Genomic DNA, 23,033 nt, shown 5'->3' on the forward strand with positions numbered 1-23,033 from the left:
ATCAACCAGTTACCGGTACGCGATGCTCACCGATCGGACCGGCTGTCGTAAGCTTGTAACCGCTGCTCAAGCCCTACGTTCCTGCTTGGAAAGGGCCGCAACGGGCGATCGCCCATCGGCTTCTGCGACAAGGACCATCAACCGTGCAGCAGTTTCAGCTCAGCCGTCCCGGGAGCACAGACGGTCTCGCCCTTGTAAAGAGGCCGACCCCAACTCCAGGGCCGGGTCAGGCGCTCGTCCGGATCCGCGCGGCGTCCCTCAACTATCGTGACCTGATGACGGTCACCGGCACATACGGCCCCGCTGTCCGGGCCGGGCTTGTGCCGCTTTCAGACGGTTCCGGAGAGGTCGAGGCCGTCGGGCCAGGGACGACGCGGGTCAAGGCGGGCGATCGGGTCTGCCCCATCTTCAGCCCACATTGGATCGGAGGTGCCCTGCGAGGACGTGGTGGCCCAGGCACTCGGGGGTGCGCTCGACGGCGTGCTGTCGGAATACGTCGTGCTTCCCGAGACCGCTCTGGTGCACATCCCCGCACACCTGTCTTTCGAGGAGGCCGCGACACTGCCGTGCGCGGCGGTGACGGCGTGGCACTCGCTAATTGCCTTCGGCCATGTGACGGCGGGCGACACCGTCCTGGTCCAGGGCACGGGCGGCGTGTCTATTTTCGCCCTGCAATTTGCCAAGCTGCTTGGAGCGCGGGTGATCGGCACGTCGTCATCCGACGATAAGCTGGCGCGCGCGCGGGGCTTCGGGCTAGACGAGACAATCAATTACCGGAGCACGCCCGAGTGGCAGGAAGCGGTGCTCGCGCTCACCGATGGAGTCGGTGTGGACCATGTGGTGGAGGTCGGCGGCGCCGGCACCCTCGCGCGTTCGATCCAGTCGACGCGTATGGGCGGCACGATCGGGATCATCGGCGTGCTCACGGGGCACAACGAAATCGACCCCACCGCGATCCTGCGTCGCCGCGTGGGGCTGCAGGGTATTTCCGTCGGATCGCGGGACATGTTCGAGGCGATGAACCGCGCTATCGCGTTGCACGCCTTGCGGCCTGTAATCGACCGCGTGTTCGCCTTCGATCAGGCCCTGGAAGCCTGGCGCCACCTCGAAGGCGCAACCCACTTTGGTAAGATCGTCATCCGGCTCTGAGCATGGCGTGACGATGCAGCATCCCAACGGCGATTGCCCGTTCGGTGGCAAGCCTCGGCCGCCCGCACACTGACTGGAGACGCACCACGATGAAGCTGGTGGGTTGCACCTTCCGGACAGCGGTGCGCCCGCTGCTAGGCCGCATCCTGATGACGAGTGGGGCCATGACGTCGCCGAGCCAGACGCCGATGCAGCAGTCCGGATCACCGTGATCACGGAACTCGACGGCGATACGGTCCTGGGCCGTCCCGTCGCGGTCAGACAGCCGCAATGACCACAACAAGCCGGACCGAGGCCCTTGATGAGAAGGCGGCGCTGCACCCGCGCGTCATCGGTGCTTTCACCGCGGGCGCCGACGCGGTCGCAAGGTGGCGGCCGTGACCGCGCCCGGCGTGAAGGCCCCTGTCACGACGGCGCTGCTCCTTCTCAGTGATGTCGACCGGGTGAAGCATGGCTATGCTGGCGTTCGGGGAAACGGTGCCTTGGACCTCGACCCTCGACGCGGCCGCCCGGGCCTGGGCGGACCGCTTTGCACTTGCGCATGGTGGCTACTGCGGCGTAGGCGGCCGATCATTTCGCGAGGGAACCGTGGCCGCAGGCCATCAAGGCGGTAGGGTCCGCGCTTGCCGAGCCACACGGATGACTCCTGCGGGGTCGACACCATCCCGGCGGGCCAAGCGTTCGCTACCGACTACCGCGGATCGCTCGCCAAGTGGGCTTCCCAGGAAAGGCTTCGATTGCGGATGGCGGGCCCCAAGGTCGCTCACCGGCTTGACGGCCGATCAGGGGGCAACCTGCAGCACGGGCCGTAGCAGGATTTCCTCAACCAGGACGTTCGCGGGTTGCGCGAAGGCATAGACCAGGGCCTGTGCCACGTCCTCGGACGTTAGCGCCTCGAGCTGTGTGCGCCGGGCGTCGAGGGCCTCGCTCACATTGTGGCCGAACTCGCTCCACACCGCCCCCGGCTCGATCACCGAAACGCGGATGCGATCGGGGCCCAGTTCCTTGCGCAAGGCGTCGTGAAAGCCGACCACGGCAAATTTGGTGGCACTGTAGACCGACCAGTTCTCGACGCCGTAGCGTCCCCCGACGCTGGACACGGACGCGATCATCGCTCCAGGGCGGCCGCGCAGGAGCGGAATCGCGGCCTGCGTGCAGTGAAGGACGCCGTAAAGATTGGCATCGATCATCTGCTTCCAGTCAGCCGGCGCGCTGGCCTCGAACTTGGCATTGATGCCAAGGCCCGCATTATTGAACAGTAGGTCGAGACCTCTGAACCGCTCGCCTACGTGATCGAACACGGCCTTGACCTGCGCGGCATCGCCCACATCGGCCTCCATCACCGAGGCCTGTCCGCCCAACGCTTCAGCGAGCTTCTCGAGCCGGTCGCGCCGGCGGGCAACCAGCACGACATGGACGCCCTCGTCCGCAAGGAGCCGGGCGGCGGCTTCGCCGATGCCGCTCGAGGCTCCCGTGATCACGGCCACCTTTCCGGTGAGATCCTGCATCTTCATTGACATGGTCCTTCTGGGACAAGGTGGGATGCCGGTCAGGCCGCCGCGTCCGCCTGCTTCAGGGACGCCATGTCGATCACGAACCGGTATTTCACCCGGCCCTTCTTCAGGCGATCATAGGCCGCGTTGATGTCCTGCATCGCGATCGTTTCACAATCGGCCAGCACGTCGTGTTCGGCACAAAAATCGAGCATTTCCTGGGTTTCCGCAATGCCGCCGATGATCGACCCGGCGAGGGTCTTGCGGCGGTAAGCCAGCGCACTGCCCGACAAGGGTTCGAGCGGGTCCAGCGCGCCGACCAGTACCTGTGCGCCGTCGAGCCTGACGAGCGCCATATAAGGGCCGACATCGTGGCTGACCGGGATGGTGTTGAGAACGAAATCGAAATGCTCGGCGTGAGCTGCCATGGCGGCTTTGTCGGTTGAGAGCAGGAACCCATGCGCTCCTAGCGCCCTGGCGTCCTTCTCCTTGTCCGGCGACGTCGTGATCATGGTGACTTCGGCCCCCAGGGCGCGCGCAAGCTTGACGCCCATATGCCCGAGGCCACCCAAGCCGACAACGCCAACGTTTTGACCCGGACCAACCTTCCAGTGTCGCAGCGGCGAGTAGGTGGTGATGCCAGCACAAAGGAGCGGAGCCACACGCGCCAGATCGAGCCCTTCCGGGATCCGCAGCACGAAGTCCTCGGTCACCACGATGCGGTCCGAATAGCCGCCGAGGGTCGGCTCGCCCGTCTGCCGGTCCTTGCCGTTATAGGTCGCCGTGAGCCGGTTGTTGCAATACTGCTCGAGCCCGGCCGCGCAGGACGAGCAGTCCCGGCAGCTGTCCACCATGCAGCCGACAGCCGCATGGTCGCCGCGCTTGAACCGGGTCACCTCCGGGCCGACCTCGGTCACCCTGCCGACGATCTCGTGACCCGGCACGCATGGATAGGCCGTCCGGCCCCAGTCGTCGCGGGCGTAGTGCAGGTCCGAATGACAAACCCCGCAATAGACGATCTCGATCGCGACATCGCGAGGTCGGAGCGCCCGCCGCGTAAAGGAGAACGGCGCCAGGGGCGATTGGGCGTCGTGAGCCGCATAGCCGATGCATTGAAACATTTTGGAGAACTCCCGGGAGGTTCGCTTGCAGCTCACATCATGTCGGGCCGAACCGCGGCGTGCGTTCCCGCCGTGGCTTCGATCGCGGCAATGATCTGATGGATGGCGACGGCGTCTTCGAAGCGCGGCGCTTCGCGCGTGCCGAAGCGCAGATCCCTTGCCAAGGCGGCATAAAGGCGGCGCACATTGCCGATCACCGGTCCATCGCCGGCATCTGCCGCGTAGGCGGCGGTCAAGGGCAGCGGCTCCAGGGTCTTGTCGTCGCCACGGCCGCCGCTCAGGCTGAGTGGCACCATCTGGGTGTGGCCGCTGGGTCCGCTGATCCGAATATCGCCCTCGGTGCCGTTGATCTCCCACAGCAGCCCCGGTCCGCGGGACGACCCGCCACGATAATGGATCGAGAGCGGCGCGCCGCCGACGAGTTCGCCATAGGCCAGGACCTGATCGGCCGCCGTCATGGCCACGATCTGGCCCGTGTCGACATTGAGGGCGGTCGTCCGGCGATGCCCCAGGGTCGCGGAAACACTGGCGACCGGGCCGAGCGCCTGGGTCAGAGCTGCGAGCGTATGACCGAGCGGGATCGTCAGCAGGGTCGCGCCATTGGCGTCTTCGAGCGTATAGGCGTTGGCCGTCTGAATGACCGGACCCCAATTGCCACCCGTGCCGACCAGCGTGGTGGACAGCACCTCCCCGACATAACCTTCGGCCACCAAGTCACAGAGCTGTCGGATCTCCGGCGCCATGCGGGCCTGCGTTCCGACGACCCCGAGGACGCCCTTGTCACGGGCCAGATCAGCCATGCGTCGCGCTTCCGCAAGGCCGTTGCCAAGCGGCCATTCGCATTAAACATGCTTGCCGGCCCCGATGGCGGCGGACACGAGGTCGAGATGATGCGGTACCTTCACGGTCACCGCGACGAGATCGACCTCAGGGCTTGCGACCAGATCCGCGACGGTATCAAAGGCGCGCGGGATGCCGAGCGCCTCGGCTGCGGCAGCACCGCTTTCCCGGCTGGAATTGGCCACACCGACGATCTCGTAATCTTCGGAGAGCGCCCGCAATGCGGGCACATGCGCCCGCGCGGCCCAACTCCGATCGGGTTGAAGACCGACGATGCCGACGCGAAAACGAGGCTGAGCCATGGCGGGCGTCCTTGGTTGAAGTCAGAAGGGCTGTCGAGGGCCGCGGCTCGGTCGTATGGTTCCGAACTCGGATCACACGACCAGGGCTGTCCGGCTCAAGCCGAACTCGTCGTGGCTGCGGCCTCTGCAAGTAGATCGTGTCCGTCCGATGTGAGCTCGTAGAGAACGACAATCTTTCCGCCCCCTGTGCCGGCCTGCGTTTCCATTCGCACGGCACACCACCCGCGCTTGACGCAGCGTCCGATCGGGCCCTCCCTGATCGGCTTCGGCCCGTCCAGAAGCGCCGTCAAGATCGCCAATTCGGATCTTCGGGGCGGTCGCATCGGTCAATGTGCCTCGATCGGCCCAGTTGCTTTCTGCGGCTTCTTGAGCAGGCCGATCGCGCCCAGGCTGATGATCAGCCCTACGCCGATGATCCAGAAGGCGTCGCTGTAGGCCATCACATAGGCTTCGCGCCGGGCCTGCGTGGCAAGCAGACCGATCGCCTGCGCCTTGGCGGCGGCAAGGTCCAAGACGTGGGCGTGCAGGCCGGCAGCGAGGGCGGCCAGTCGCGATTGGGTCAGCGTGGCGTTCTGCGTCATCGCCTCGGCCAACACCGAGAAGTGGAAGTGCTCGCGACGGTCGATCATCGTCGACAACATGGCGATGCCGATGGAGCCACCGAGATTGCGCATCATGTTGGACAGGGCCGAGGCGTCCGCCGTGTCGCGCGGCGCCAGTCCCGCCGTCGACATCTGGGAAAGCGGCACGGTGAACAGCGGCTGCCCGGCCGCGCGAAGGAGCTGAGGCAAGATCAGCTGGTTCATGCCGACGTCGTGGGTCAGGCCGACATTGATGAAGCAGCTCGCCGCGAACAACAGCGTACCGGCCACGACCAGCACGCGGGGATCGAACCGCTTCATCAGGAACGGCATGGCCGGGAACAGCACGAGCTGCGGCAGGCCGCTCCACATCACTACGTAGCCAATCTGCTCGGCGTTGTAGCCCTGGATCTGCGCGCAATAGACTGGGATGACGTAGATCGAGCCGAACGACACGGCGCCGAGCACGGTCATCAACAGGCAGCCGCCGCCCACGGACCTGTTCTTCAGCACCCTCAGATTGATGAACGGCTTGGCCGCGGTCAGCTCCCGGACGACGAAGCCGACAATACCGAACACCGCCAGAGCGGTGCCCTCCAAGATGATGGGCGAGCCGAACCAATCCTTGCGCTGCCCCTCTTCGAGCACAAAGGTCAAGGCCGGCAGGCCTGTCGCCATCAGGCCGATGCCAAGCCAGTCACCCTTCGCCAGCTCGACGAGGCGCAGCGGGGCCTTGTCGAGCGCATAAAGCTGCAACGCCATCGCGATCGGCCCCGGAAGCAGATTGAGGTAGAAGATATAGTGCCAGGAAAGGTTGTCGGTGAGCCAGCCCCCGACCGTTGGGCCGATGGCCGGCGCAAAGGTGGCGGTCAGCCCGAATAAGGCGATGCCGACAGCCTGCTGCGATTTCGGCAGCTTGGTACGCACGATGGTGATGGCGGTTGGAATCAGCACACCGCCCGTAAAACCCTGGCCGGCGCGAAAGAAGATCATCTCGGTCAGGCTGGTCGACAGCGCGCAGGCGATGGAGAAGCCGATGAAAACGGCCGTGTTGAAGGCGAGATAGCGGCGCAGGCCGAAGATCGAACCGAGCCACCCCGTTAATGGGATCACGATGATCTCAGCCATCAGATACGCCGTGGACACCCAGCTTCCCTCGTCGGACGAGGCGCCGAGCGCACCCTCGATGTCGCTCAGAGAGGAGTTCGTGATTTGGATGTCGAGAATGGCTGTGAAGGCGCCGAGGATGGCAGCCGTGACGGCGAGCCAATCGCGCAGAGAAGCTTTTTCTGGTGTGGAGGACATGGGGCCGCCGAGTTTGGGCGAGGATCCCACTCATGTCCGACGCGGATAAACGCACCGGGCAGAAGCGGGTCGATTCCCGTGGTGGGGTCACGGAAAAGCTTGGGTCAGCGCACCTCGGCCAGGCCGACCCGTGTCGGCTTGTCGGACGAACCGCTGCGGGTCTCGACCGTGGCCTCGACCGAAAGGCCCGGCCGCAGGCGCGACAGATCGGTGTCGTCGCCGGCGATGGTAATCTTCACAGGAACGCGCTGCACCACCTTGGTGAAGTTGCCGGTCGCGTTTTCCGGCGGCAGCAGGGCGAACTGCGCGCCCGTGCCGGGCGAGAAGCTGTCGACGCGGCCGCGGAAGACGCGATCGCCGAAGGCGTCCACGGTGAACTCAACCGGCTGCCCCGGGACCATGTCGCCGAGCTGCGTTTCCTTGAAGTTGGCCACGAGGTAGATGTCGCGCCCGGCCGGCACGACCGTGAGCAGCCCCATGCCGGCCTGGACGAGCTGCCCGGAACGTAGCGATCGGTCCCCGACGACGCCATCGATCGGCGCGCGGACGATCGTGTAGCTCAGGTTGAGCTGGGCCTGTTCCAGCTTGGCCTGCGCGCCGGCGATCGCCGCGTTCGCGCTTTTGGCCAAGGCGCCGTAGGTCACAACCTGCTTCTCGGCGGCATCGAGAGCCGCACGGGTCTTGGCGAGGGTGGCGGTACGCTGAAGCAGGTCGGATTGCGTCTGCTGCGCCCGCTGCGACGTGCCGGCTCCGGAGGACAACAGGTCCTGATAACGTTTGGCCTCCTGGCCCGCGAACGTCAGTCCCGCATCGGCGTTGCTGACGTCGGCCTTTGCGGATTCGACCTGGGCCTGCTGCTGCACCACCGCCGCCTTGTAGCCGTCGAGCTGCGCCTCGGCCTTGTCGAGGTCAGCCTGCGCCTCGGCGATGGCGATCTTGTAGTCCCGGTCGTCGATGGTCGCGAGGACGTCGCCCGTCTTCACGGCTTGGTTATCGCCGACGAAGACCGCCGATACGAAACCGGCGACCTTGGGCGCCACCGTCACTTTGTCGGCCTGCAAGAAGGCGTTGTCGGTGGTTTCCTGGAAGCGGCCCACGGTCCACCAGTGCCAGCCGTAGTGGCCGCCGCCGGCAATGCCCGCCAGAAGCACGGCTGCAAAGAAGAGCTTTGCCTTCCCCCGCTTAGGCCGCTTCGTGGCCGGTGTGGACACCACCGGTGCCGCCGCAAGTTGTGGCGACGTTGCCGCGGGCGGCGGCGCCGGAAGAGCTGCTGGGATGGGTTCAGGCGACAATTGCCGCGCCGTCCTGCCGCTCAATGGCACCACCCCGGCTTCCGCCGGCTCTTCCGGACGCGCGGCGTCGTCGAAAGCGCGTCGGTCCGCGGTCGTGCTGTCCATATTATTGAACTCTGTTGAACTAAACGGCTCTGTTCTGTTATGCCCAGCCAATGCTGAATGCAAGCTTGCGGTATGGGGAAAAAGCGTGATCGAGTCGGAGAAGCTGCGGCCAGACAAGGCCTCCGGGCCGGTGCGTGGCCCAACCGCGATGGGAACGATGACCGGCGAGGCGGAACTTAAGCCCAAGCGCTACACCGGCGGACGTCCCTCGCAGGAGGCAGCGCTGCGTCGTGACGAGCGCCTGATCGAGATCGCCGCCCGCATGTTCATGGAGCGCGGCTTCGACGCAACCACGATCGATGCGGTCGCGGAGGCCGCCAGTGTCGGCAAGGCGACGCTCTACGCCCGCTACAAGGACAAGGGCGCCCTGTTCGCCGCTGTGGTCCAGAGGCAAATCGACCGTTGGCTCGTCCCCTTGGGGGAAGCTGCCGAGTCGCCCCTGTCGGGTCGGATCGATGATGTGCTCCTGTCGATTTCGCGCATCATGATGGCAGCCGCGCTCGCGCCCGAAGCGCTGGCGATCCAGCGCATCCTGATCGCGCAGGCGCTCCGCTTTCCCGAGTTGGCCCGGCTCGCGCATCAGGAAGGCTGGCAGCGCAGCACCGCGGCTCTGGCCACCGTGCTCGCGCATCATCGTCGCGACGGGCAGATCGTCATCGAGAATGCCGATCTGGCAGCCGACCTCTTCCTGAGCCTCGTTATTGGACGGCAGACACGCTTGGCCATGCTGGGCATCCACACCGATCCGGTGCAGGTCGACCATCGCATCCGGGCGGCCGTCGGCCTCTTTCTCGATGGTGTCAGGGCACGCTGACTCGGGATCAGGCCGGCACCTGTGCGGCCGCGCGGGACACCCATCGACCGGACACCCACGACGGACTGATGCCCATGCCCTGATCCTTGCCAAAGGACGGCCGATTCTGGGCCATGGCTCTGCCTGGCTGTGCCGTTGGGGGCGGCGCACCGCACCTGCTGCAGACCGGTTACCAGATCACCGACGCGTACTGGGCTGGGCGGCTTTCCCCCCGACCGTCGCAGCCGGCGATCCCACAGCCGGCGCCGAAGGCGAGCGCTTCATCCAGACAATGTCGTGCGCCTGGAGCTTTAGCGCTCTGCAACTCGCCGTGGTGTCGATGTTCCGCGCGGCGGGCAACATGCTCGCCGCCAGGGGGATGGCCCTCGTCTCGCTGTGGGTGCTTCTATTCCTGTTGACCTTGGGCTGTCGCGATCGCCGTGGTCTGCCCCCACTGAAGTGATCCGCCCTGAAGTATGGCTTTAAGCCAACGCGAGGACGGACAGATGCCGAAGAAGATCCACAAGCCTGAAGAGGTCGTGGCCAAGCTGCGCCAAGTCGACGTGCTGGTGTCACAAGGGCAGACGACAGCGGATGCGATCCGCTCGATCGGCGTGACGGAGGTCACGTACTACCGCTGGCGCAAGGAGTTCGGCGGGTTGAAGGCCGACCAGGTGAAGCGCCTGAGAGAGCTGGAAACCGAGAACTCGAGACTGCGTAAGGCGGTCGCGGATCTCACGCTGGACAAGCTGATCCTGAAGGAAGCCGCCTCGGGAAACTTCTGAGCCCCGCGCGTCGGCGCGTTTGCATCGAGCATGTGCAACGGCATCTGGCCGTGTCCGAGCGCCGCGTGTGCGTGGCGCTTGGACAGCACCGCTCGACGCAGCGCAAGACGCCGCGGGGCCGAGATGACGAAGACCTGCTCATGGCCGACATTATCGAGTTGGCCCGTCAGTACGGCCGCTATGGCTATCGGCGGATCACGGCCTTGTTGCGCGATGCCGGCTGGATCGTGAACGCCAAGGGGGTTGAGCGGATCTGGCGACGCGAGGGCCTAAAAATGCCGGCCAAGCAACCGAAGCGCGGTCGCCTATGGCTCAACGACGGCTCCTGCATCCGGCTCCGGCCCGAGCACCGCGATCACGTATGGTCGTACGATTTTGTCGAGGACCGGACGCACGACGGCCGTAAGTTCCGGACCCTCAACGTGGTCGACGAGTTCACCCGCGAATGCCTCGCCGTCCGGGTCGCCCGCAAGCTGAAGGCCGTCGACGTCATCGACGTGCTCTCCGACCTGTTCATCCTGCGCGGTGTGCCGGGCCATGTTCGTTCCGACAACGGTCCCGAGTTCGTCGCGCAAGCCGTGCAGGACTGGATCAAGGCCGTCGGCGCCAAGACTGCCTATATCGCCCCGGGCAGTCCTTGGGAGAACGGCTACGTCGAGTCCTTCAATGCCCGGCTCCGGGATGAACTCCTCGATGGCGAGATCTTCTACTCGCTGCGGGAGGCGCAGGTCATTATCGAGAGCTGGCGACGGCACTACAACACCGTCCGGCCGCACAGCTCGATCGGTTACAGGCCACCCGCTCCGGAGGTGTTTGTGCCCGCCTTCGCCGCATGGCCGGCTGCGCAACCCCGACCAGCTCCGCCGGCCATGCTCACGCTAGCACCCAGACCGACCCTGAACTAACATTCGAACCGGATCACCCAACGGGGGCAGACCAACTACGAGAAAACCGCAAACAGTTTCCTCGGCGTCCTAAGCATCGCCGCTGCACTCGATTGGCTCAGGCACTAACAGGCCCTAGGTGGCCCGGCTGACACAGCGGAGTTTGGCGAGAGGTCCATTCGATGTCTCAATCATCTTCGCCAGACGGAAATATCGTCCGCAGCGCGGGTCGTGAATGACCTCGCCGATGCGGTAGGCTTGGCTCCTGCGTGGCAACATCTGATGGACAACGAAGTCCCGATCTTCGTACCCGTCGCATGTTTTAGGAGCCACGGCTCCGACGATCAGGGTGCAGAAACTTCTCCGATCAAGCATTCAGGTCCTTTAACCTCCATCCAAGCACATTCGGCTGCAAGCCAAGCCATGAGACTGATATGGCCTTTCCTGGTGCAACGGCCAGCGCTCAGTGGGCGTGCACAGCGAAGGCATCGCAGCTTAACGCCTGAAGATACTACATTTTTTCGCAGTCTTGGAAAGCGTCGCGCAGCGATACATACCGGTCTCCGCGATCATCGTCATCAAGGGCATGGTGTTTCGGTCGGGAGGACCGGCATCCCGCTCATGTTGGCCGGCGGCCGGCTTACGGCGTCGAACGCGGATCGTCGGGTCTCAAGAATTGGAGCCTCTGGGAAATCCGGCGCGGTCCAGAGCCCGGCTACCCGGTCAATCCATCTTCGTCGACCTATCGGCTGCCAGGGGCCCACTCCAGTCGGAGGACGAAAGGTGACCCTGGCGCCACGCTTGGTCCGGCCCCCTTCCTCATGCGCATGATCTCACCCATGATCGGCAGGGTCCACGCCCGAGCCATCACCGTTAGTCTCGACATGTCCGACCTCCCGTCGATTGAGGGCGCGTGCGAACATGTCTATCCGACGATACTGCTCACGCGCGATCTCGTCATTGGCCACTTGTTCTCTGGCCTCGTGCTCGTAGGTCGCCGACAAGGGGGCGGCGACCGCGTTCTGAACCACTTGATGCCACATGTCCGATTGCGCCAAACCGACGATCATGCAGGCGCGTCCTACCGCGTCGTCGATGGTGAGACAGGCGCGTCCCGCATGGACATGCGCCGTGTAGATCGCCTGCGCCAAGCCGATCACGGCTGCTGTCACTTCGCTCGGGCTTAGGATCGCGTCGGGCATGTCAGGGCTTCCATGGGGCATTGTGTCCGTGTGGCCGCAGGCATCGCCGCGGACCACACGGGGTTGCGGCACGTCAGCGACCCCCGGATTTCTTCCACGCCTCGAAGCGCAGCTGCTCAGCCGCCTCTTCGGCCTCTTTCACCTCCGCATCCGCCTTCTTGCGCGCGCGTTCGGCGCGACCGGCTTCGGCCTTGGCCTTCCGGCGCTCGCGCTCCGCGATCAGCAGCACTTGCTCGTCGCGATGGCAGGGCTCGATCTCGATCGGGTGATCGTACGCCACGATCAGCAAGGCCTCGCGGCTCCTGCCCGGGGGCAGCACCGCGAGCACCGTCGATACGACGGCGGCCCGCTGCTCGGGCGGCGTGTCCAGAACCGCGAATCCGATCGTCCCGGCGCGTTTGGCCTGACGCCTCAGCCGCGCAAATCGATCCAGAAGCAAATCCATGGCAAATTCCTCCTGCTCTACGGCGCGATGCGCCTCGCCCTCGAATCCAGGATGGCATCCAGGGCGTGCTGCGATTGTAACAGGCACCCAGCTCGTCAGGCCGTGAAAAGTTGTCACTTTCGCCATAAACATAGGCGCAAGCATCATCGATATTGACATGCAACGCGTCCTGTGGCGACCACCGAATCGACATGGCGATGCAGACCGACCAGCCCAGGTCTTCCGTGTCGCCCATCGCCACACCTGATCTCTACGTCGACGTCCTGTCCGTACGAGGTCGGTCGAAAAGTAGTGTACTATCCCGCTATGGCGAATCTAGCAGGCCCGCTTAAGCAATTCTCCAAGGGAAAATTGCCATGACGCGCACGGCGCATTCGAGGGCGGCCGCCCGCGACGATCCGCAGAGCGGACCCTCGCGGCTGCCGAGTTCACCAGGCTTCTTCCACGTCTCGCTCAAGAAGATCCTCGCCGAACCGGGGCGCCTCGCCGGTGTGCGAAAGTCGCGATACATCAACCGGCAAGATCGCGTCGTGGAGCGGGACGATGTGGCGGCCGACGAGCCTAGCTTGGACGAGGGTCGATCCGTGGTCCGGGCAGCGCGGTACATCGCCCGATCCGGCAAGAGCCAGGTCGACGTCGTCGATGATGAGCTCGGCGCCCATGTGCTGATCACGCGGGGCCTGCGGGCCGAAAACGGGACCGAGCTGGCGCGGCGCCTCGATACCGCCGAACGCAAGCCGGACGGCTCCTACCGTTGTTATGGCGGGCGCCTGCCCCGCGTCGGGGTCCACCTGATCGCGTCCTTCTCGCGCGGCATACCGCCTGCCGCGGCGGGCGCGATCCTGGAGGATTACGCCAGGGCACTTTCCGATAGACTGAAGGTGCCGCTCGAGGGGCAGATCCACAACGACGATCACGGACAGCCCGATCACGCTCATTTGCTACTCGGAACGCGGGTGGTCGAGGCGGGCGTGATCGGCAGGAAGGTTCGCGCCCTCGACGCCGTCAGCGAGAAAGCCGACGGCAACGCCACCGAGGTCGACGGGCGTCTGATCGGCAACACGATAGAGTGGATCCGCTCCGACTGGGCGGCACGGATGCAGGCGGCGATTGGGGAGCACGTCGATCATCGCAGTTTCGCGCGACGCGGCCTCGCCGTCACCCCGGTCACCTACGTGCCGCGAACGGAACTCGAGTACCAGCATCGACGCGGGTCGACGGCCTGGAGGGAGCGCCGGCGGCGTGAGCTGGCAGAGCGGGTGAGGGCACCTGAGCGTCGCGGTCACGCCGAAGGGCAAGCGGCCGGTCTCCCGCTCACGCACACCTTGACCGAAAACGCTGGCATCGTCGCAGACGGGCGCGACGCCACGGCCTCGCAGAGTGCGATCCAACGCCGAGCGTCAGCCACCTTTGAGGATCCTGACGCACCCACACGCCACGAATACGCGTGCGACCCAAAACGGACCACGCCGGTGCGTGTCGGTTCCGACGACGTCGTCCCCGAGCCTGCGCAGGTCGCTCCGGCCCTGGCGGCACGACGCCTCGATAAAGCGACGGTCCTCGAGCGCATCGGGCTGCTCACGCAGCGCCATGGACCTGCGGTCGCCTCGCCGACCGTATCGGTCGACGGCGCGAACCCGGTCGCGGCGTTCCTGCACGACCTGGGTCTCGATCTGCCGGCCGAGATCGTGACCGCCGCACTTCACCGGCGTCGGGCGCGCCAACCTAAGACGACGATCGGCGCCGACGGTCCCGAACGCATGTCGTCGAGCGTGACGTCACCGGCGCACGCGAAAGCACCGCCCCGTGAGGCACCGCCGATGGCGACCACTGGAAGCGAGAAACCACTTAGGACGAACGCGATCGAGGTCGAATGGGCCCTCAGGCTGGCACGCATATTGGACCACAAGCGGCGCCTCAAACGCTCGCGCCTCGAACAGCTAGCGAGCCGGGCCGGGCTGACGGTCGCGGCCCTCGAAGCGCATCTCCGTCCGATTGACGGAGGCGAACGAGGGCCAACATCCTTCGACTTTATGCAACGTGAGTGCCCGGCCGACCTGCAGCGGATGTGGGATGGCTGGGCCGCCGAGGACAACGCCGCCCGCCAGGCGCGGCGGGGTGGCGGGACGGATCAGCCGGCACAGGAGCCCCCTCCGGCTCATTCGGACACATCGGATGCGGTTATACCGGACGCCGGCCGCCCCCTCGCGGCCGCGGCTACGGCGATCGGGCCCTCATTCCCGCCAGCCGCGTCGCGCCACGGCGAGGCCAGTCGGCCGCAGGTGTCCATTGCGCCGGTGCTTGCGCGCGAGGACCGCGTCCGAGCACGACCCGAAACGGCGACGCCCATCACCTTGCCCGAGGCACCTCCGGAAGGGGCAGATGCGCTCTCGGACACCGCCGCGGATGCGCGCGACCGCATGGTCGTCGATGCTTTCGAGGCCGACATCGAACGGCGTGCGGCAAAGCTCGGCAAGGGAGCGGTCGACGGGGCGCAACGCGATCGCGGCCTCGCGTTGCGGTTGCGCGTGACGGGACGGAGCAGGACCGAGGTCGCGGCCGCCCTCGCGGCGAAATGGACCGTCACGGACGAGGCGTCCAAGGCCCGGGTCAGGACAGCGGTCACTCACGCCTTCTCGGACAGGACCACACGGTTCATCGAACAGCAGGCGAAGTGGGTGGCGCGCGTCAACAGCCTGTCGTCGACCGTCGAAACGAGGGTCTACCGGACGCTGCGAAAGCAGACGCTCGACGCGCTGAAGCAGGATCTCGACGCGGTATGGCACAACCGCGCCTTGCGGGCCGACGAGGCGAGACGCCGTCACGCCGCACGCCTAGCCGTGCTGCATGGCATGCGGTGGTCCACGCGCCGCCTGAAACGATGCGGGCTTGTGGTGTCGATCCTCTCGAACATGGTGGAACTCGCGGTTGTCGGGCCTCTTCTGGCACGGGCGAAGGCCGCCGCCTCGGCCGAACAGGACGCCATCGCCGATGCCGCCCGCAGCCTTTCCCTCGCCCTGAAACGCCGCCGTGCGGAATGGTGCGGCTTCCGGCCGGACGACGTCCATCATCGGGCCCCATCGGCGGAACGGCTCCACGCCGCCGCTGCTCAGGCCGAAGGTCGGCCGGGCGCGCGCGATCGCGGCGGGCCGGAACCGGCAGGATCGCGGTCGGATCGGGTCGGGCGGGCGGCGTGGTTCGACGACGAGGAACGGCGGCTCGCCGCACAGGCCGCTCTGATCCTGATGGTCGACGGGCGATGGACCCCCACCTCGGCCCGGCATCTCGCGCGATTGTCGGAATGGAGCGAAGACGATCTGCACCTTCATGCCCTGCGGCTTTGCGGCGAGCTGTTCGGGCAGTCCGACCCGGAGTCGGTGTTGGCCGACCAGGCGAGGCGCCTGGCGACATCGGGCGTGATGGCAGCCCGGCGGCACGGTTGGGGCAACCTCGCCGCGATGATGGTCCGCCGCAACCCGCAGGGTCGGCGCCGGGGCACGGCTGAGATCACCTGATCCGCGACGGCCACCCCGCGCGTCGGCCTGCGCTGGCCACCCGAATACGTACGCAGCTTCGCCACATGGCACGACCGCTTCATCGTCTCGTCTCGGACCTCGAACGCATCCTCGCCTGAGGCGCCCCTTCCCCTTCGCTCGCGGGCGTTTACCCGCACTCGATCCTTCTTCTCCCGTCCTGCCAGAGGAAATCCTATCCATACGACTGACGATCAAAACCAGGCTTGGGCTCGCCTTTACGGGCGCGAAGGCGTCACGATCAACCGATCGGTGATGGCGGGCTGGATGGGCCATGTCGCGGTGCTGCTCGCGCCCCTGGCCGAGCGCATCGGTCGTCATGTGCGCGCCGGTCCCTCGAGGCCGTTCAGGCAGCGGATCAGCGTCGACTTGCCGGCACCGCTGCGGCCGATGATGCCCAGCACTTCGCCGGGCGCCACGCTGAGCGACACGCCGTCGAGCGCCCGATGGGTGCCGAAGCTCTTTTGTACGCCGGCGAGGCGCACCAGGGGCGACGGCACACTCCGTGGCGCGGCGACGTCGACGGCCAGGTGCGGCGCAAGCCGATCAGCCCCGCAAGCATGACCCGGCGCATAATGAAAGTGAGGTGCAGCATCGTTCCGATCGTTCTCAGATGAAGCGGAAGGCGTGGCCGGGATGGGTCTCGGCGAGCCGCGGATGGCCGAAGAGCTTTTCGCGCAACGTGCCGGGCGCGTAGGCGCGCTTGTAGCGGCCCCGCCGCTGCAACTCCGGCACCAGCAGGTCGGCGACGCTCTCGAAGGTCTCGGGCCGCACCGCGAAGGTGAGGTTGAAGCCGTCGAGGCCGGTGTCGTCGATCCACGCTTCGAGTCCGTCCGCGACGGTCGCGGGCGATCCAACCAGCACGGGGCCGATGCCGCCGATCGACACGTGTTCGGCCACCTCGCGCACCGTCCAGCGGCGGTTGGAATCGGCCCGGGTGATGTTCTCCATGGCCGAGCGCCCGGCATCGTTCTCGACGTGCTCGACGATCCCGTCAGGATCGAGCCGGGAAAAGTCGACCCCCGTCCAGCCGGACATCAGCGTCAGGGCGCCTTGCGGATCGGCATAGCGGCGGTACTCGGCAAGGAGCGCCTGCGCGGCCGCGTCGGTTCCGGCGACGATGACCGTCATCATGGTGAAGATCACGACGTCGTCGGGCCGGCGCCCGGCCGCGACGGCCGCCTGCCGGATCGCCGCGACCCGGGGGGCGATGACCTGTTTCGACGGGCCCGACATGAACACGCATTCGGCGTGGCGTCCCGCGAAGCCGCGGCCGGCGGGCGAGGTGCCGGCCTGGTAGAGCACGGGCGTGCGCTGCGGCGAGGGCTCGCTCAGGTGCAGAGCGTCGAGCTGATGGAACGGGCTTTCATGCGTCACCCGGCGAACCCGGGCCGGATCGGCGAACACGCCCCGCTCTTTGTCGGCCACAGGGGCGTCATCGGCCCAGGAGCCCTCCCAGAGCTTGTAGACGACTTCCATGTAGTCCTCGGCCACCGCGTAGCGGTCGTCGTGGCCGCGCTGGCGCGCGGCGCCCATGCCGCGGGCGGCGCTGTCGAGGTAGCCCGTGACGATGTTCCAGCCGATGCGGCCCTCGGTGAGGTGGTCGAGGGTCGACATGCGGCGCGCGAAGGGGAGCGGCGGCTCGTAGGAGAGCGTGACCGTGACCCCGAAGCCGAGGTGCTCGGTCGCGGCCGCCATGGCGGGCACGAGCAGTAGCGGATCGTTGTTCGGCACCTGCGTGGCATGCGTCAGCGCGCTGTCGGGCGACGCGCCGTAGACGTCGTAGACGCCGAGCACGTCGGCCAGGAACAGCCCGTCAAAGAGGCCGCGTTCGAGGGTGCGGGCCAGATCGACCCAAGGCTGCAGTCGCCGGTAGTCGCGCGAGCGATCACGCGGGTGCCGCCACAGCCCGGGCGACTGGTGCACCACGCAATTCATGTCAAAGGCGTTGAGGCGGATCTCCTTGGGCATGGGCTATTCCGCTGCCGACAGCCGCGGCCCGGCCGCGGATCGGAGATCGCGGTAGCCCGCGCCCGGGTGCGTTTCGGGCAGTTGCGCGCCCCGGCCGAACAGCTTTTCGCGCAACGTGCCGGGCGCGTAGTCGCGCTTGTAGGCGCCGCGCCGCTGCAGTTCCGGCACGAGATGGGCCGCGACGTCCTCGAAGGTCTCGGGCGTGACCGCATAGGCAAGGTTGAAGCCGTCGACGTCCGTCTCGTCCTGCCACTCCTGCAGCAGGTCGGCGACCGTCCCCGGGCCGCCGACAAAGAGCGGGCCGAGCCCGCCGATGCCGATCCAGTCGGCTAGTTCGCCGACGGTCCACACCTTGGACGGATCGGCCGACGAGAAGGCGTCGACCGAGGATTGCACCGCATTGGTCTCGATGTGGCGCAACGGCTCGTCGGCGCTGTAGCGGCCGAAGTCGATGCCGAGCCAGCCCGAGCCGAGCGCCAGCGCGCCGTCGCGGCTGATATATCGCCTGTAGTCCTGCCACTTGGCTTGCGCCTGTGCGTCCGTCGCGTCGACGATCACGGTCTGCAGGTTAAAGATCTTCACGTCGTGCGGATTGCGCCCGGCTGCGGCCACCGCGGCCCGGATATCGGCCACGCTCTTCGTCAGCACGGCCTTCGACGGGCAGGCCACGAAAGTGCACTCGGCATGGGCGCCCGCGAAGCGCCGGCCGCGGCTCGAGGCGCCCGCCTGGTAGAGCACGGGCGTGCGCTGCGGCGAGGGCTCGGAGAGGTGGATGCCTGGGACGTCGAAGTAGCGGCCCTTGTGCCGGATGGGATGCACCTTGGCGGGATCGGTGAAGATGCGGCGGTCGCGGTCGCGCAGCACGGCGCCGTCTTCCCAGGAGCCCTCCCACAGCTTGTAGCAGACCTCGAGGTACTCGTCGGCGACGTCGTAGCGGTCGTCATGCGCGGCCTGGCCCGTCAGGCCGATGTTCCTCGCCCCGCTGTCGAGATAGGACGTGACGATGTTCCAGCCGGCCCGGCCTTTCGTCAGGTGGTCGAGCGTCGAAAGGCGGCGGGCGAACGTGTAAGGGTGCTCGAACGACAGCGAGGCCGTGAGACCGAAGCCGAGGTGCTCGGTAACGAGCGCCATGGCGGGCACGAGCTGCAGCGGATCGTTGACCGGCACTTGCGTAGAATGACGAAGCGCCGCGTCGAGGTTGCCATGAAAGACGTCGTAGACGCCCAGCACGTCGGCGAGGAACAGCCCGTCGAACTTCGCAGCTTCGAGCGTCCGGGCGAGGCCCGTCCAGTAGTCGAGGTCCTTGTACTGCCAGGACCGGTCGCGCGGGTGCGCCCACAGGCCCGGGGACTGATGCCCGACGCAGTTCATGTCGAAGGCGTTGAGGCGGATCTCGCGTGACATGCCGAAGTCCTCAGATCGCGCCGTGGCGGGGCGGGTTGAGGCCGTTGAGCCAGTAGTCGCCGATGTAGCGATACTTCCAGCGGATCGGGTCATGAACCGTATGGGTCCGGGCGTTGCGCCAGAAGCGGTCGAGCCCGTGTTCGCTGAGCGTCGCGCTCGATCCCGCCAGTTCGATCAGCTTGCTGGAGACGAGGAGCGCCGCTTCCGTGGTGGCGACCTTGGCCTCCGCCACCGCGATCGAAGCCGCCGCGACATTGGCCTCGTCGGGGGTCGCACGCGCCGCATCGACCAGCGGCCCGGCACGGTCGAGCAGCGCGCCCGCGGCATCGGTGCGGATCTTCATCTCGCCCACGGCCGACACGATGTAGGGATCGTCGGCCGCCCGATCGAGCCCTGAGTCCTTCCAGGGCCGGGTGTGGTGGCGTACGAAATGGATGGCGGTCGCGAGCGCCGCCTCGGCGATGCCCTGCTCGACGGCGGCATGCATGATTTGCGCGAACGGACCCATGCCGGTCGGCAAATCGAAGATCGCTTTGAATGGGATGACCGAGAAGGGATGGACGGCGACGTGGTCGACCACCGTGGACCCCGAGCCCGTGGTGCGCTGGCCGAAGCCGGTCCAGTCGTCGATCACCGTGATGCCGGGCGCGTCCTTGGGCACAAAGGCCAACGTGCCGACGCCCGCCTCGTCGTTCGCCACCACCCCGATCCAATGCGCGAAGAGCACGCCCGTCGAGTAGAACTTGCGGCCGTTGAGCTCGAACCCTTCACCGGTCCGCGTCAGCCGCGTCGCGTGGTCCTGCGCGGTCTTGGTGCCGCGCTCCGACAGCGCGTTGAAGATGCGCTCGCCCTGGAGGATGCGGTCGTAGAAGAAGCGCTTCTGCTCCGGCGTGCCCTGCAGGCGCAGCCCCTCCAGCAGGAAGAAGTGGTTCTGCGGGATCTGCCCGAGCGAGCCGTCCGCGCCCGCCAGGATCGCGATCACCCGCGCCACCGTGCCCGCCCGGACACCCGCGCCGCCGAACTCCTTCGGCACCGTGATGGCGAAGAGCCCGGCATCCGAGATCTCCTCGAGCTCGTCGTGGGGGAGGATGCGCTCGCGGTCGCGGCGGGCCGCGCCCTCCGCCAGCCCGGCCGCGACCTCGCGCGCGACCGCGAGGGCTTCCGCGTCGTCGCGGATGCGGCGCACGGGGCGGGGTCGCACGGGCGGTGGCGCGAAAGCGAAGGGTTCGGGGCTGAGCCGGGAGGCGAGCGCGGTGGCCATGGGGCAGTCCGTTGGATTGGGGAAAACGGTAGCGAGCCGATCAGCTCCAGGCGTGACGCGGTGGCGCCGTACCGTTCAGCGCGTGGTTGCCGACGTGGAAGTATTTCCAGCGCACCGGATCGTGCAGCGTGTGGGCGCGGGCGTTGCGCCAGTGGCGGTCGAGGTTGTCGGCCGCCAGCACCGACCGGGTGCCGGCGAGCTCGTGCAGCTTGTTGGTAGCCAGGATCGCGACATCTGTGGTGAGCACCTTGGCTTGCGCCACCGCGACCGCGGTCTCGGTCGCGGCAGCTTGCGTGGGGGCGTCGAGAATGCCGTCGATGGCGAGGCCCGCGAGGCGGAGCATGGCTTCGGCGGCATGGAGCTTCACCGCGAGATCGCCGACCTGATGGATGGTGAACACATCCTCGTGCGCGTGCTCCTGGCCGCTGTCGATCCAGGGCCGGGACCGGGTGCGCACGAACCGGATCGTCTCGTCGAAGGCCCCGCGCGCAATGCCGAGGTCGACCGCGGCCTGGATGATCTGCGACACGGAGCCGTTCGACGAGGGCTGCTCGCCGCCACGCCAGGCCGGGATAACGGCGTCCGGTCCCACCTGGACATCACGGATCGCAACGTCGCCGCTCGCGGTGGTGCGCTGGCCGAAGCCCGACCAACTGTCGGTGATCGTCAGACCCGGCGCGTCGCGATCCGCGATGGCGAGGTGGACATGGCCGTCTTCGTCCACCGCACCGATGTGGATGAAGTGGGCGAAGAGCGCGCCGGTGGCATAGAACTTGTTGCCGTTGACCGCGTAGTTTTCGCCGGACCGGCGCAGCGTCGTCTCGAAGGCGCCGACGTGGCGGCTGTTTTTCTCCGAAAAGGCGTTGCCGAGGCGATACCCCTGGAGCACGCGGCCGAACCACAGGCGCTTCTGCGCCTCGGACGCCGTCACCCGGATGGCATCGAGCGCCGCAAGGTGGTTCTGCGGGATCTGGCCAAGCGACGGATCGGCGACCGAGATAAGCGCGATCACCTCGGCCAGTGTGGCGAAGCTCACCCCGGCGCCGCCGTAGGCACGTGGCACCGTGATGCCCCACAGACCCGACCCCGAAAAGCGATCGAGTTCGGCCACGGGCAGGCGGCGCTCGCGGTCGCGCGCCGCGGCATCCTCGGTGAAGTCCGCCGCGAGCTCGCGCGCGACCGCCAGCGCCTCGGCATCGGAGCCGATGCGATGGGCGTTCGGGTGCCGGTCGAAGAGGGGCAGGTCGGCCGCAGGGTGGCTCATGGATCGGCTCCGTTCAAAGCAGGTTGAGGCTGCCGAAGCGGCCGTGGCTGTAGACGAGACCGGTGCCGTCGCCGGCCTCGCCCTGCACGTCGCGCACGGCGCCGAGCAGGATCGCGTGGCTGTGGCGCTCGATGATCTCCTCAACCTCGCAGTCGATCACCGCGAGCGCGCCGACAAGCCCGAGCGCGCCCGAGCCCATGGGCATCCAGTCGGCGCCGTCGTAGCGGGCCGCGCCCTTGGCCCCGCCCGCCCCGGCGAAGCGGGTCGCAATGTCGGCCTGGTCGGCATGCAGGATGTTGACGCAGAAATGCCGCCGCCACGCGATTACGGGATAGCTCGACGAGCTACGGTTGACCGTCACCAGCATGGTGGGCGGGTCCATGGACAGCGACACGGCCGAGGTGGCGGTGAGGCCCGTACGCTCGTCGCCGAGCCCGGCCGTGATCACCGCGACGCCGCCGACCAGCCGGCGCATCGCCTCCTTCAGCGACAGCGCATCGGCATGCGGACGCGCGAAGTTCGAGGCGGGAAAGTTCATTCCGGCTCCGATCGTCCTGGTCACGGGGCTGTGCCTTGCGCTGCGGCAGAGGCCCAAACCACTTCACTGGAGGCCTGTCGTTCGGCTCTCATTCCACCGCATAGGTCATCAGTATACAAATAATGTCAACTTCCAGTGCCGAACCCGAAGGTTTCCAAGTCCGACGATCCGAGCGGAACGAACCAAGGGTCTGGCGAGGCTCGAACCTGAGCTGCGATGTATCCTCGATGGGGATGCGCGCCTGAGCCCGTCGCGATCGCTGACCCACGAATTGATTACTCAACTAGCTTTATAGACTGATTTGCAATAGGCCGGACTGACGCGGGTCTGGCCGCATCCCTCGCAGGCTTCGATGTGGCCGCCGAGCGCCGCTGTGCGGCAGGTCTCGATGGCCGACATCACCTTGAGCTGGCCGAGGCTGACGTGGCCGGCATGGGCGGCGCGCCAAGCCGCACCGTGCCGGCGGAAGATGTCGGCGATCTCCAACGCGGGACGCGACACCGGATCAGGCTCCGGTGTCGGTGCCCTCCATCAGCAGCTTGAGGCGGTCGAGCGGGCTGGTGACCGCCGGGATCGTGCGAGTGGCCACGCGGGCGTAGAGCGCGGTCGTGTTAAGCTTGGAATGGCCGAGCAGCACCTGGATGACGCGAATGTCGACGTCCTGCTCGAGCAGGTGGGTGGCGAAGCTGTGGCGAAGCTGTGGCGAAGCTGTGGCGAAGCTGTGGCGCAGCGTGTGGGGCGAGACGCGCTTCTTGATGCCGGCCG

At 66.9% G+C, this 23,033-nt stretch carries 17 protein-coding genes and 4 pseudogenes; 5 read left to right on the top strand and 16 right to left on the bottom strand.

The window, feature by feature from the left end; all coding sequences use genetic code 11:
* Nucleotides 1-143 precede the first annotated feature (143 nt).
* Nucleotides 144-1,149: pseudogene (locus P7D22_RS09035) on the top strand (zinc-dependent alcohol dehydrogenase family protein).
* Nucleotides 1,150-1,931: 782 nt separating this feature from the next.
* Here the strand turns inward: P7D22_RS09035 and P7D22_RS09040 are convergent.
* From P7D22_RS09040 to P7D22_RS09065, 6 genes are all read right to left on the bottom strand, one after another.
* Nucleotides 1,932-2,663 carry an SDR family oxidoreductase gene (locus P7D22_RS09040; protein WP_319933899.1) on the bottom strand — a complete coding sequence of 244 codons (732 nt, stop codon included), beginning with the start codon at nucleotides 2,661-2,663 and terminating at the stop codon, nucleotides 1,932-1,934.
* A gap of 35 nt (nucleotides 2,664-2,698) precedes the next feature.
* Nucleotides 2,699-3,763, bottom strand: coding sequence for an NAD(P)-dependent alcohol dehydrogenase (locus P7D22_RS09045; RefSeq protein WP_319933900.1), 1,065 nt, complete (start codon nucleotides 3,761-3,763; stop codon nucleotides 2,699-2,701).
* A 32-nt stretch (nucleotides 3,764-3,795) separates the two neighbouring features.
* Nucleotides 3,796-4,563 (bottom strand): Gfo/Idh/MocA family protein, encoded by a 768-nt coding sequence (locus tag P7D22_RS09050; protein ID WP_319933901.1) that lies wholly within the window; start codon nucleotides 4,561-4,563, stop codon nucleotides 3,796-3,798.
* Between the two features lie 42 nt (nucleotides 4,564-4,605).
* Complete coding sequence (locus P7D22_RS09055; RefSeq protein WP_319933902.1) at nucleotides 4,606-4,905, bottom strand: Gfo/Idh/MocA family oxidoreductase; 300 nt, start codon at nucleotides 4,903-4,905, stop codon at nucleotides 4,606-4,608.
* A gap of 326 nt (nucleotides 4,906-5,231) precedes the next feature.
* Complete coding sequence (locus P7D22_RS09060; RefSeq protein ID WP_319933903.1) at nucleotides 5,232-6,791, bottom strand: MDR family MFS transporter; 1,560 nt, start codon at nucleotides 6,789-6,791, stop codon at nucleotides 5,232-5,234.
* 104 nt (nucleotides 6,792-6,895) lie between these two features.
* A complete protein-coding gene (locus P7D22_RS09065) occupies nucleotides 6,896-8,305 on the bottom strand; it encodes an HlyD family secretion protein (protein WP_319933904.1) in 1,410 nt (469 codons plus the stop codon).
* Nucleotides 8,306-8,345: 40 nt separating this feature from the next.
* Here P7D22_RS09065 and P7D22_RS09070 point away from each other — a divergent pair, with 40 nt between their 5' ends.
* A complete protein-coding gene (locus tag P7D22_RS09070; protein WP_319933905.1) occupies nucleotides 8,346-9,002 on the top strand; it encodes a TetR/AcrR family transcriptional regulator in 657 nt (218 codons plus the stop codon).
* Between the two features lie 485 nt (nucleotides 9,003-9,487).
* Nucleotides 9,488-10,671 (top strand): IS3 family transposase gene (locus P7D22_RS09075; RefSeq protein ID WP_319933906.1). Its coding sequence is split into 2 segments (ribosomal slippage): nucleotides 9,488-9,752 and nucleotides 9,752-10,671, totalling 1,185 coding nucleotides; the frame shifts between segments, so codons are not numbered across the junction.
* Nucleotides 10,672-11,483: 812 nt separating this feature from the next.
* On the opposite strand, the gene P7D22_RS09080 is transcribed toward P7D22_RS09075, so the two are convergent.
* Both P7D22_RS09080 and P7D22_RS09085 read right to left on the bottom strand, forming a co-directional pair.
* Entirely contained in the window at nucleotides 11,484-11,852 is a 369-nt protein-coding gene (locus tag P7D22_RS09080) for a hypothetical protein (protein WP_319933907.1), read from the bottom strand.
* 73 nt (nucleotides 11,853-11,925) lie between these two features.
* Nucleotides 11,926-12,456 (bottom strand): hypothetical protein, encoded by a 531-nt coding sequence (locus P7D22_RS09085; protein ID WP_319933908.1) that lies wholly within the window; start codon nucleotides 12,454-12,456, stop codon nucleotides 11,926-11,928.
* Nucleotides 12,457-12,653: 197 nt separating this feature from the next.
* Between P7D22_RS09085 and P7D22_RS09090 the strand changes: the two genes are divergently transcribed.
* Together P7D22_RS09090 and P7D22_RS23460 are read left to right on the top strand one after the other, a co-directional pair.
* Complete coding sequence (locus P7D22_RS09090; RefSeq protein WP_319933909.1) at nucleotides 12,654-15,812, top strand: MobA/MobL family protein; 3,159 nt, start codon at nucleotides 12,654-12,656, stop codon at nucleotides 15,810-15,812.
* A 234-nt stretch (nucleotides 15,813-16,046) separates the two neighbouring features.
* Nucleotides 16,047-16,163: pseudogene (locus P7D22_RS23460) on the top strand (IS66 family transposase); the annotation flags it as partial.
* Here the strand turns inward: P7D22_RS23460 and P7D22_RS09095 are convergent.
* The 8 genes and pseudogenes from P7D22_RS09095 to P7D22_RS09130 all read right to left on the bottom strand — a co-directional run.
* Nucleotides 16,160-16,330, bottom strand: a pseudogene (locus P7D22_RS09095) (ATP-binding cassette domain-containing protein); the annotation flags it as partial. The pseudogenes P7D22_RS23460 and P7D22_RS09095 sit on opposite strands and share 4 nt — an antisense overlap.
* Nucleotides 16,331-16,439: 109 nt before the next feature.
* Entirely contained in the window at nucleotides 16,440-17,801 is a 1,362-nt protein-coding gene (locus tag P7D22_RS09100) for an LLM class flavin-dependent oxidoreductase (protein WP_319933910.1), read from the bottom strand.
* A gap of 3 nt (nucleotides 17,802-17,804) precedes the next feature.
* Entirely contained in the window at nucleotides 17,805-19,205 is a 1,401-nt protein-coding gene (locus tag P7D22_RS09105; RefSeq protein ID WP_319933911.1) for an LLM class flavin-dependent oxidoreductase, read from the bottom strand.
* A gap of 10 nt (nucleotides 19,206-19,215) precedes the next feature.
* On the bottom strand, nucleotides 19,216-20,466 hold the full coding sequence (locus P7D22_RS09110; protein ID WP_319933912.1) for an SfnB family sulfur acquisition oxidoreductase: 1,251 nt from the start codon (nucleotides 20,464-20,466) through the stop codon (nucleotides 19,216-19,218).
* A 40-nt stretch (nucleotides 20,467-20,506) separates the two neighbouring features.
* Complete coding sequence (locus P7D22_RS09115; protein ID WP_319933913.1) at nucleotides 20,507-21,730, bottom strand: SfnB family sulfur acquisition oxidoreductase; 1,224 nt, start codon at nucleotides 21,728-21,730, stop codon at nucleotides 20,507-20,509.
* 13 nt (nucleotides 21,731-21,743) lie between these two features.
* Complete coding sequence (locus tag P7D22_RS09120) at nucleotides 21,744-22,268, bottom strand: flavin reductase family protein (RefSeq protein WP_319933914.1); 525 nt, start codon at nucleotides 22,266-22,268, stop codon at nucleotides 21,744-21,746.
* Between the two features lie 297 nt (nucleotides 22,269-22,565).
* Nucleotides 22,566-22,769, bottom strand: a pseudogene (locus P7D22_RS09125) (transposase zinc-binding domain-containing protein); the annotation flags it as partial.
* 4 nt (nucleotides 22,770-22,773) lie between these two features.
* Nucleotides 22,774-23,033 (bottom strand): tyrosine-type recombinase/integrase (locus P7D22_RS09130; RefSeq protein ID WP_319933915.1); only part of this gene is annotated, 260 nt, incomplete at its 5' end.

This window comes from Lichenihabitans sp. Uapishka_5 (genome assembly GCF_033947565.1).
Taxonomy (GTDB): Bacteria; Pseudomonadota; Alphaproteobacteria; order Rhizobiales; family Beijerinckiaceae; genus Lichenihabitans.

Bases quoted from the DNA above. Each gene is read 5' to 3' on its own strand.
- P7D22_RS09085 (WP_319933908.1), bottom strand. From the start codon at position 12,456: ATGTCAATATCGATGATGCTTGCGCCTATGTTTATGGCGAAAGTGACA.
- P7D22_RS09040 (WP_319933899.1), bottom strand. From the start codon at position 2,663: ATGAAGATGCAGGATCTCACCGGAAAGGTGGCCGTGATCACGGGAGCC.
- P7D22_RS09105 (WP_319933911.1), bottom strand. From the start codon at position 19,205: ATGTCACGCGAGATCCGCCTCAACGCCTTCGACATGAACTGCGTCGGG.
- P7D22_RS09110 (WP_319933912.1), bottom strand. From the start codon at position 20,466: ATGGCCACCGCGCTCGCCTCCCGGCTCAGCCCCGAACCCTTCGCTTTC.
- P7D22_RS09055 (WP_319933902.1), bottom strand. From the start codon at position 4,905: ATGGCTCAGCCTCGTTTTCGCGTCGGCATCGTCGGTCTTCAACCCGAT.
- P7D22_RS09045 (WP_319933900.1), bottom strand. From the start codon at position 3,763: ATGTTTCAATGCATCGGCTATGCGGCTCACGACGCCCAATCGCCCCTG.
- P7D22_RS09070 (WP_319933905.1), top strand. From the start codon at position 8,346: ATGACCGGCGAGGCGGAACTTAAGCCCAAGCGCTACACCGGCGGACGT.
- P7D22_RS09050 (WP_319933901.1), bottom strand. From the start codon at position 4,563: ATGGCTGATCTGGCCCGTGACAAGGGCGTCCTCGGGGTCGTCGGAACG.
- P7D22_RS09060 (WP_319933903.1), bottom strand. From the start codon at position 6,791: ATGTCCTCCACACCAGAAAAAGCTTCTCTGCGCGATTGGCTCGCCGTC.
- P7D22_RS09090 (WP_319933909.1), top strand. From the start codon at position 12,654: ATGACGCGCACGGCGCATTCGAGGGCGGCCGCCCGCGACGATCCGCAG.
- P7D22_RS09115 (WP_319933913.1), bottom strand. From the start codon at position 21,730: ATGAGCCACCCTGCGGCCGACCTGCCCCTCTTCGACCGGCACCCGAAC.
- P7D22_RS09120 (WP_319933914.1), bottom strand. From the start codon at position 22,268: ATGAACTTTCCCGCCTCGAACTTCGCGCGTCCGCATGCCGATGCGCTG.
- P7D22_RS09080 (WP_319933907.1), bottom strand. From the start codon at position 11,852: ATGCCCGACGCGATCCTAAGCCCGAGCGAAGTGACAGCAGCCGTGATC.
- P7D22_RS09100 (WP_319933910.1), bottom strand. From the start codon at position 17,801: ATGCCCAAGGAGATCCGCCTCAACGCCTTTGACATGAATTGCGTGGTG.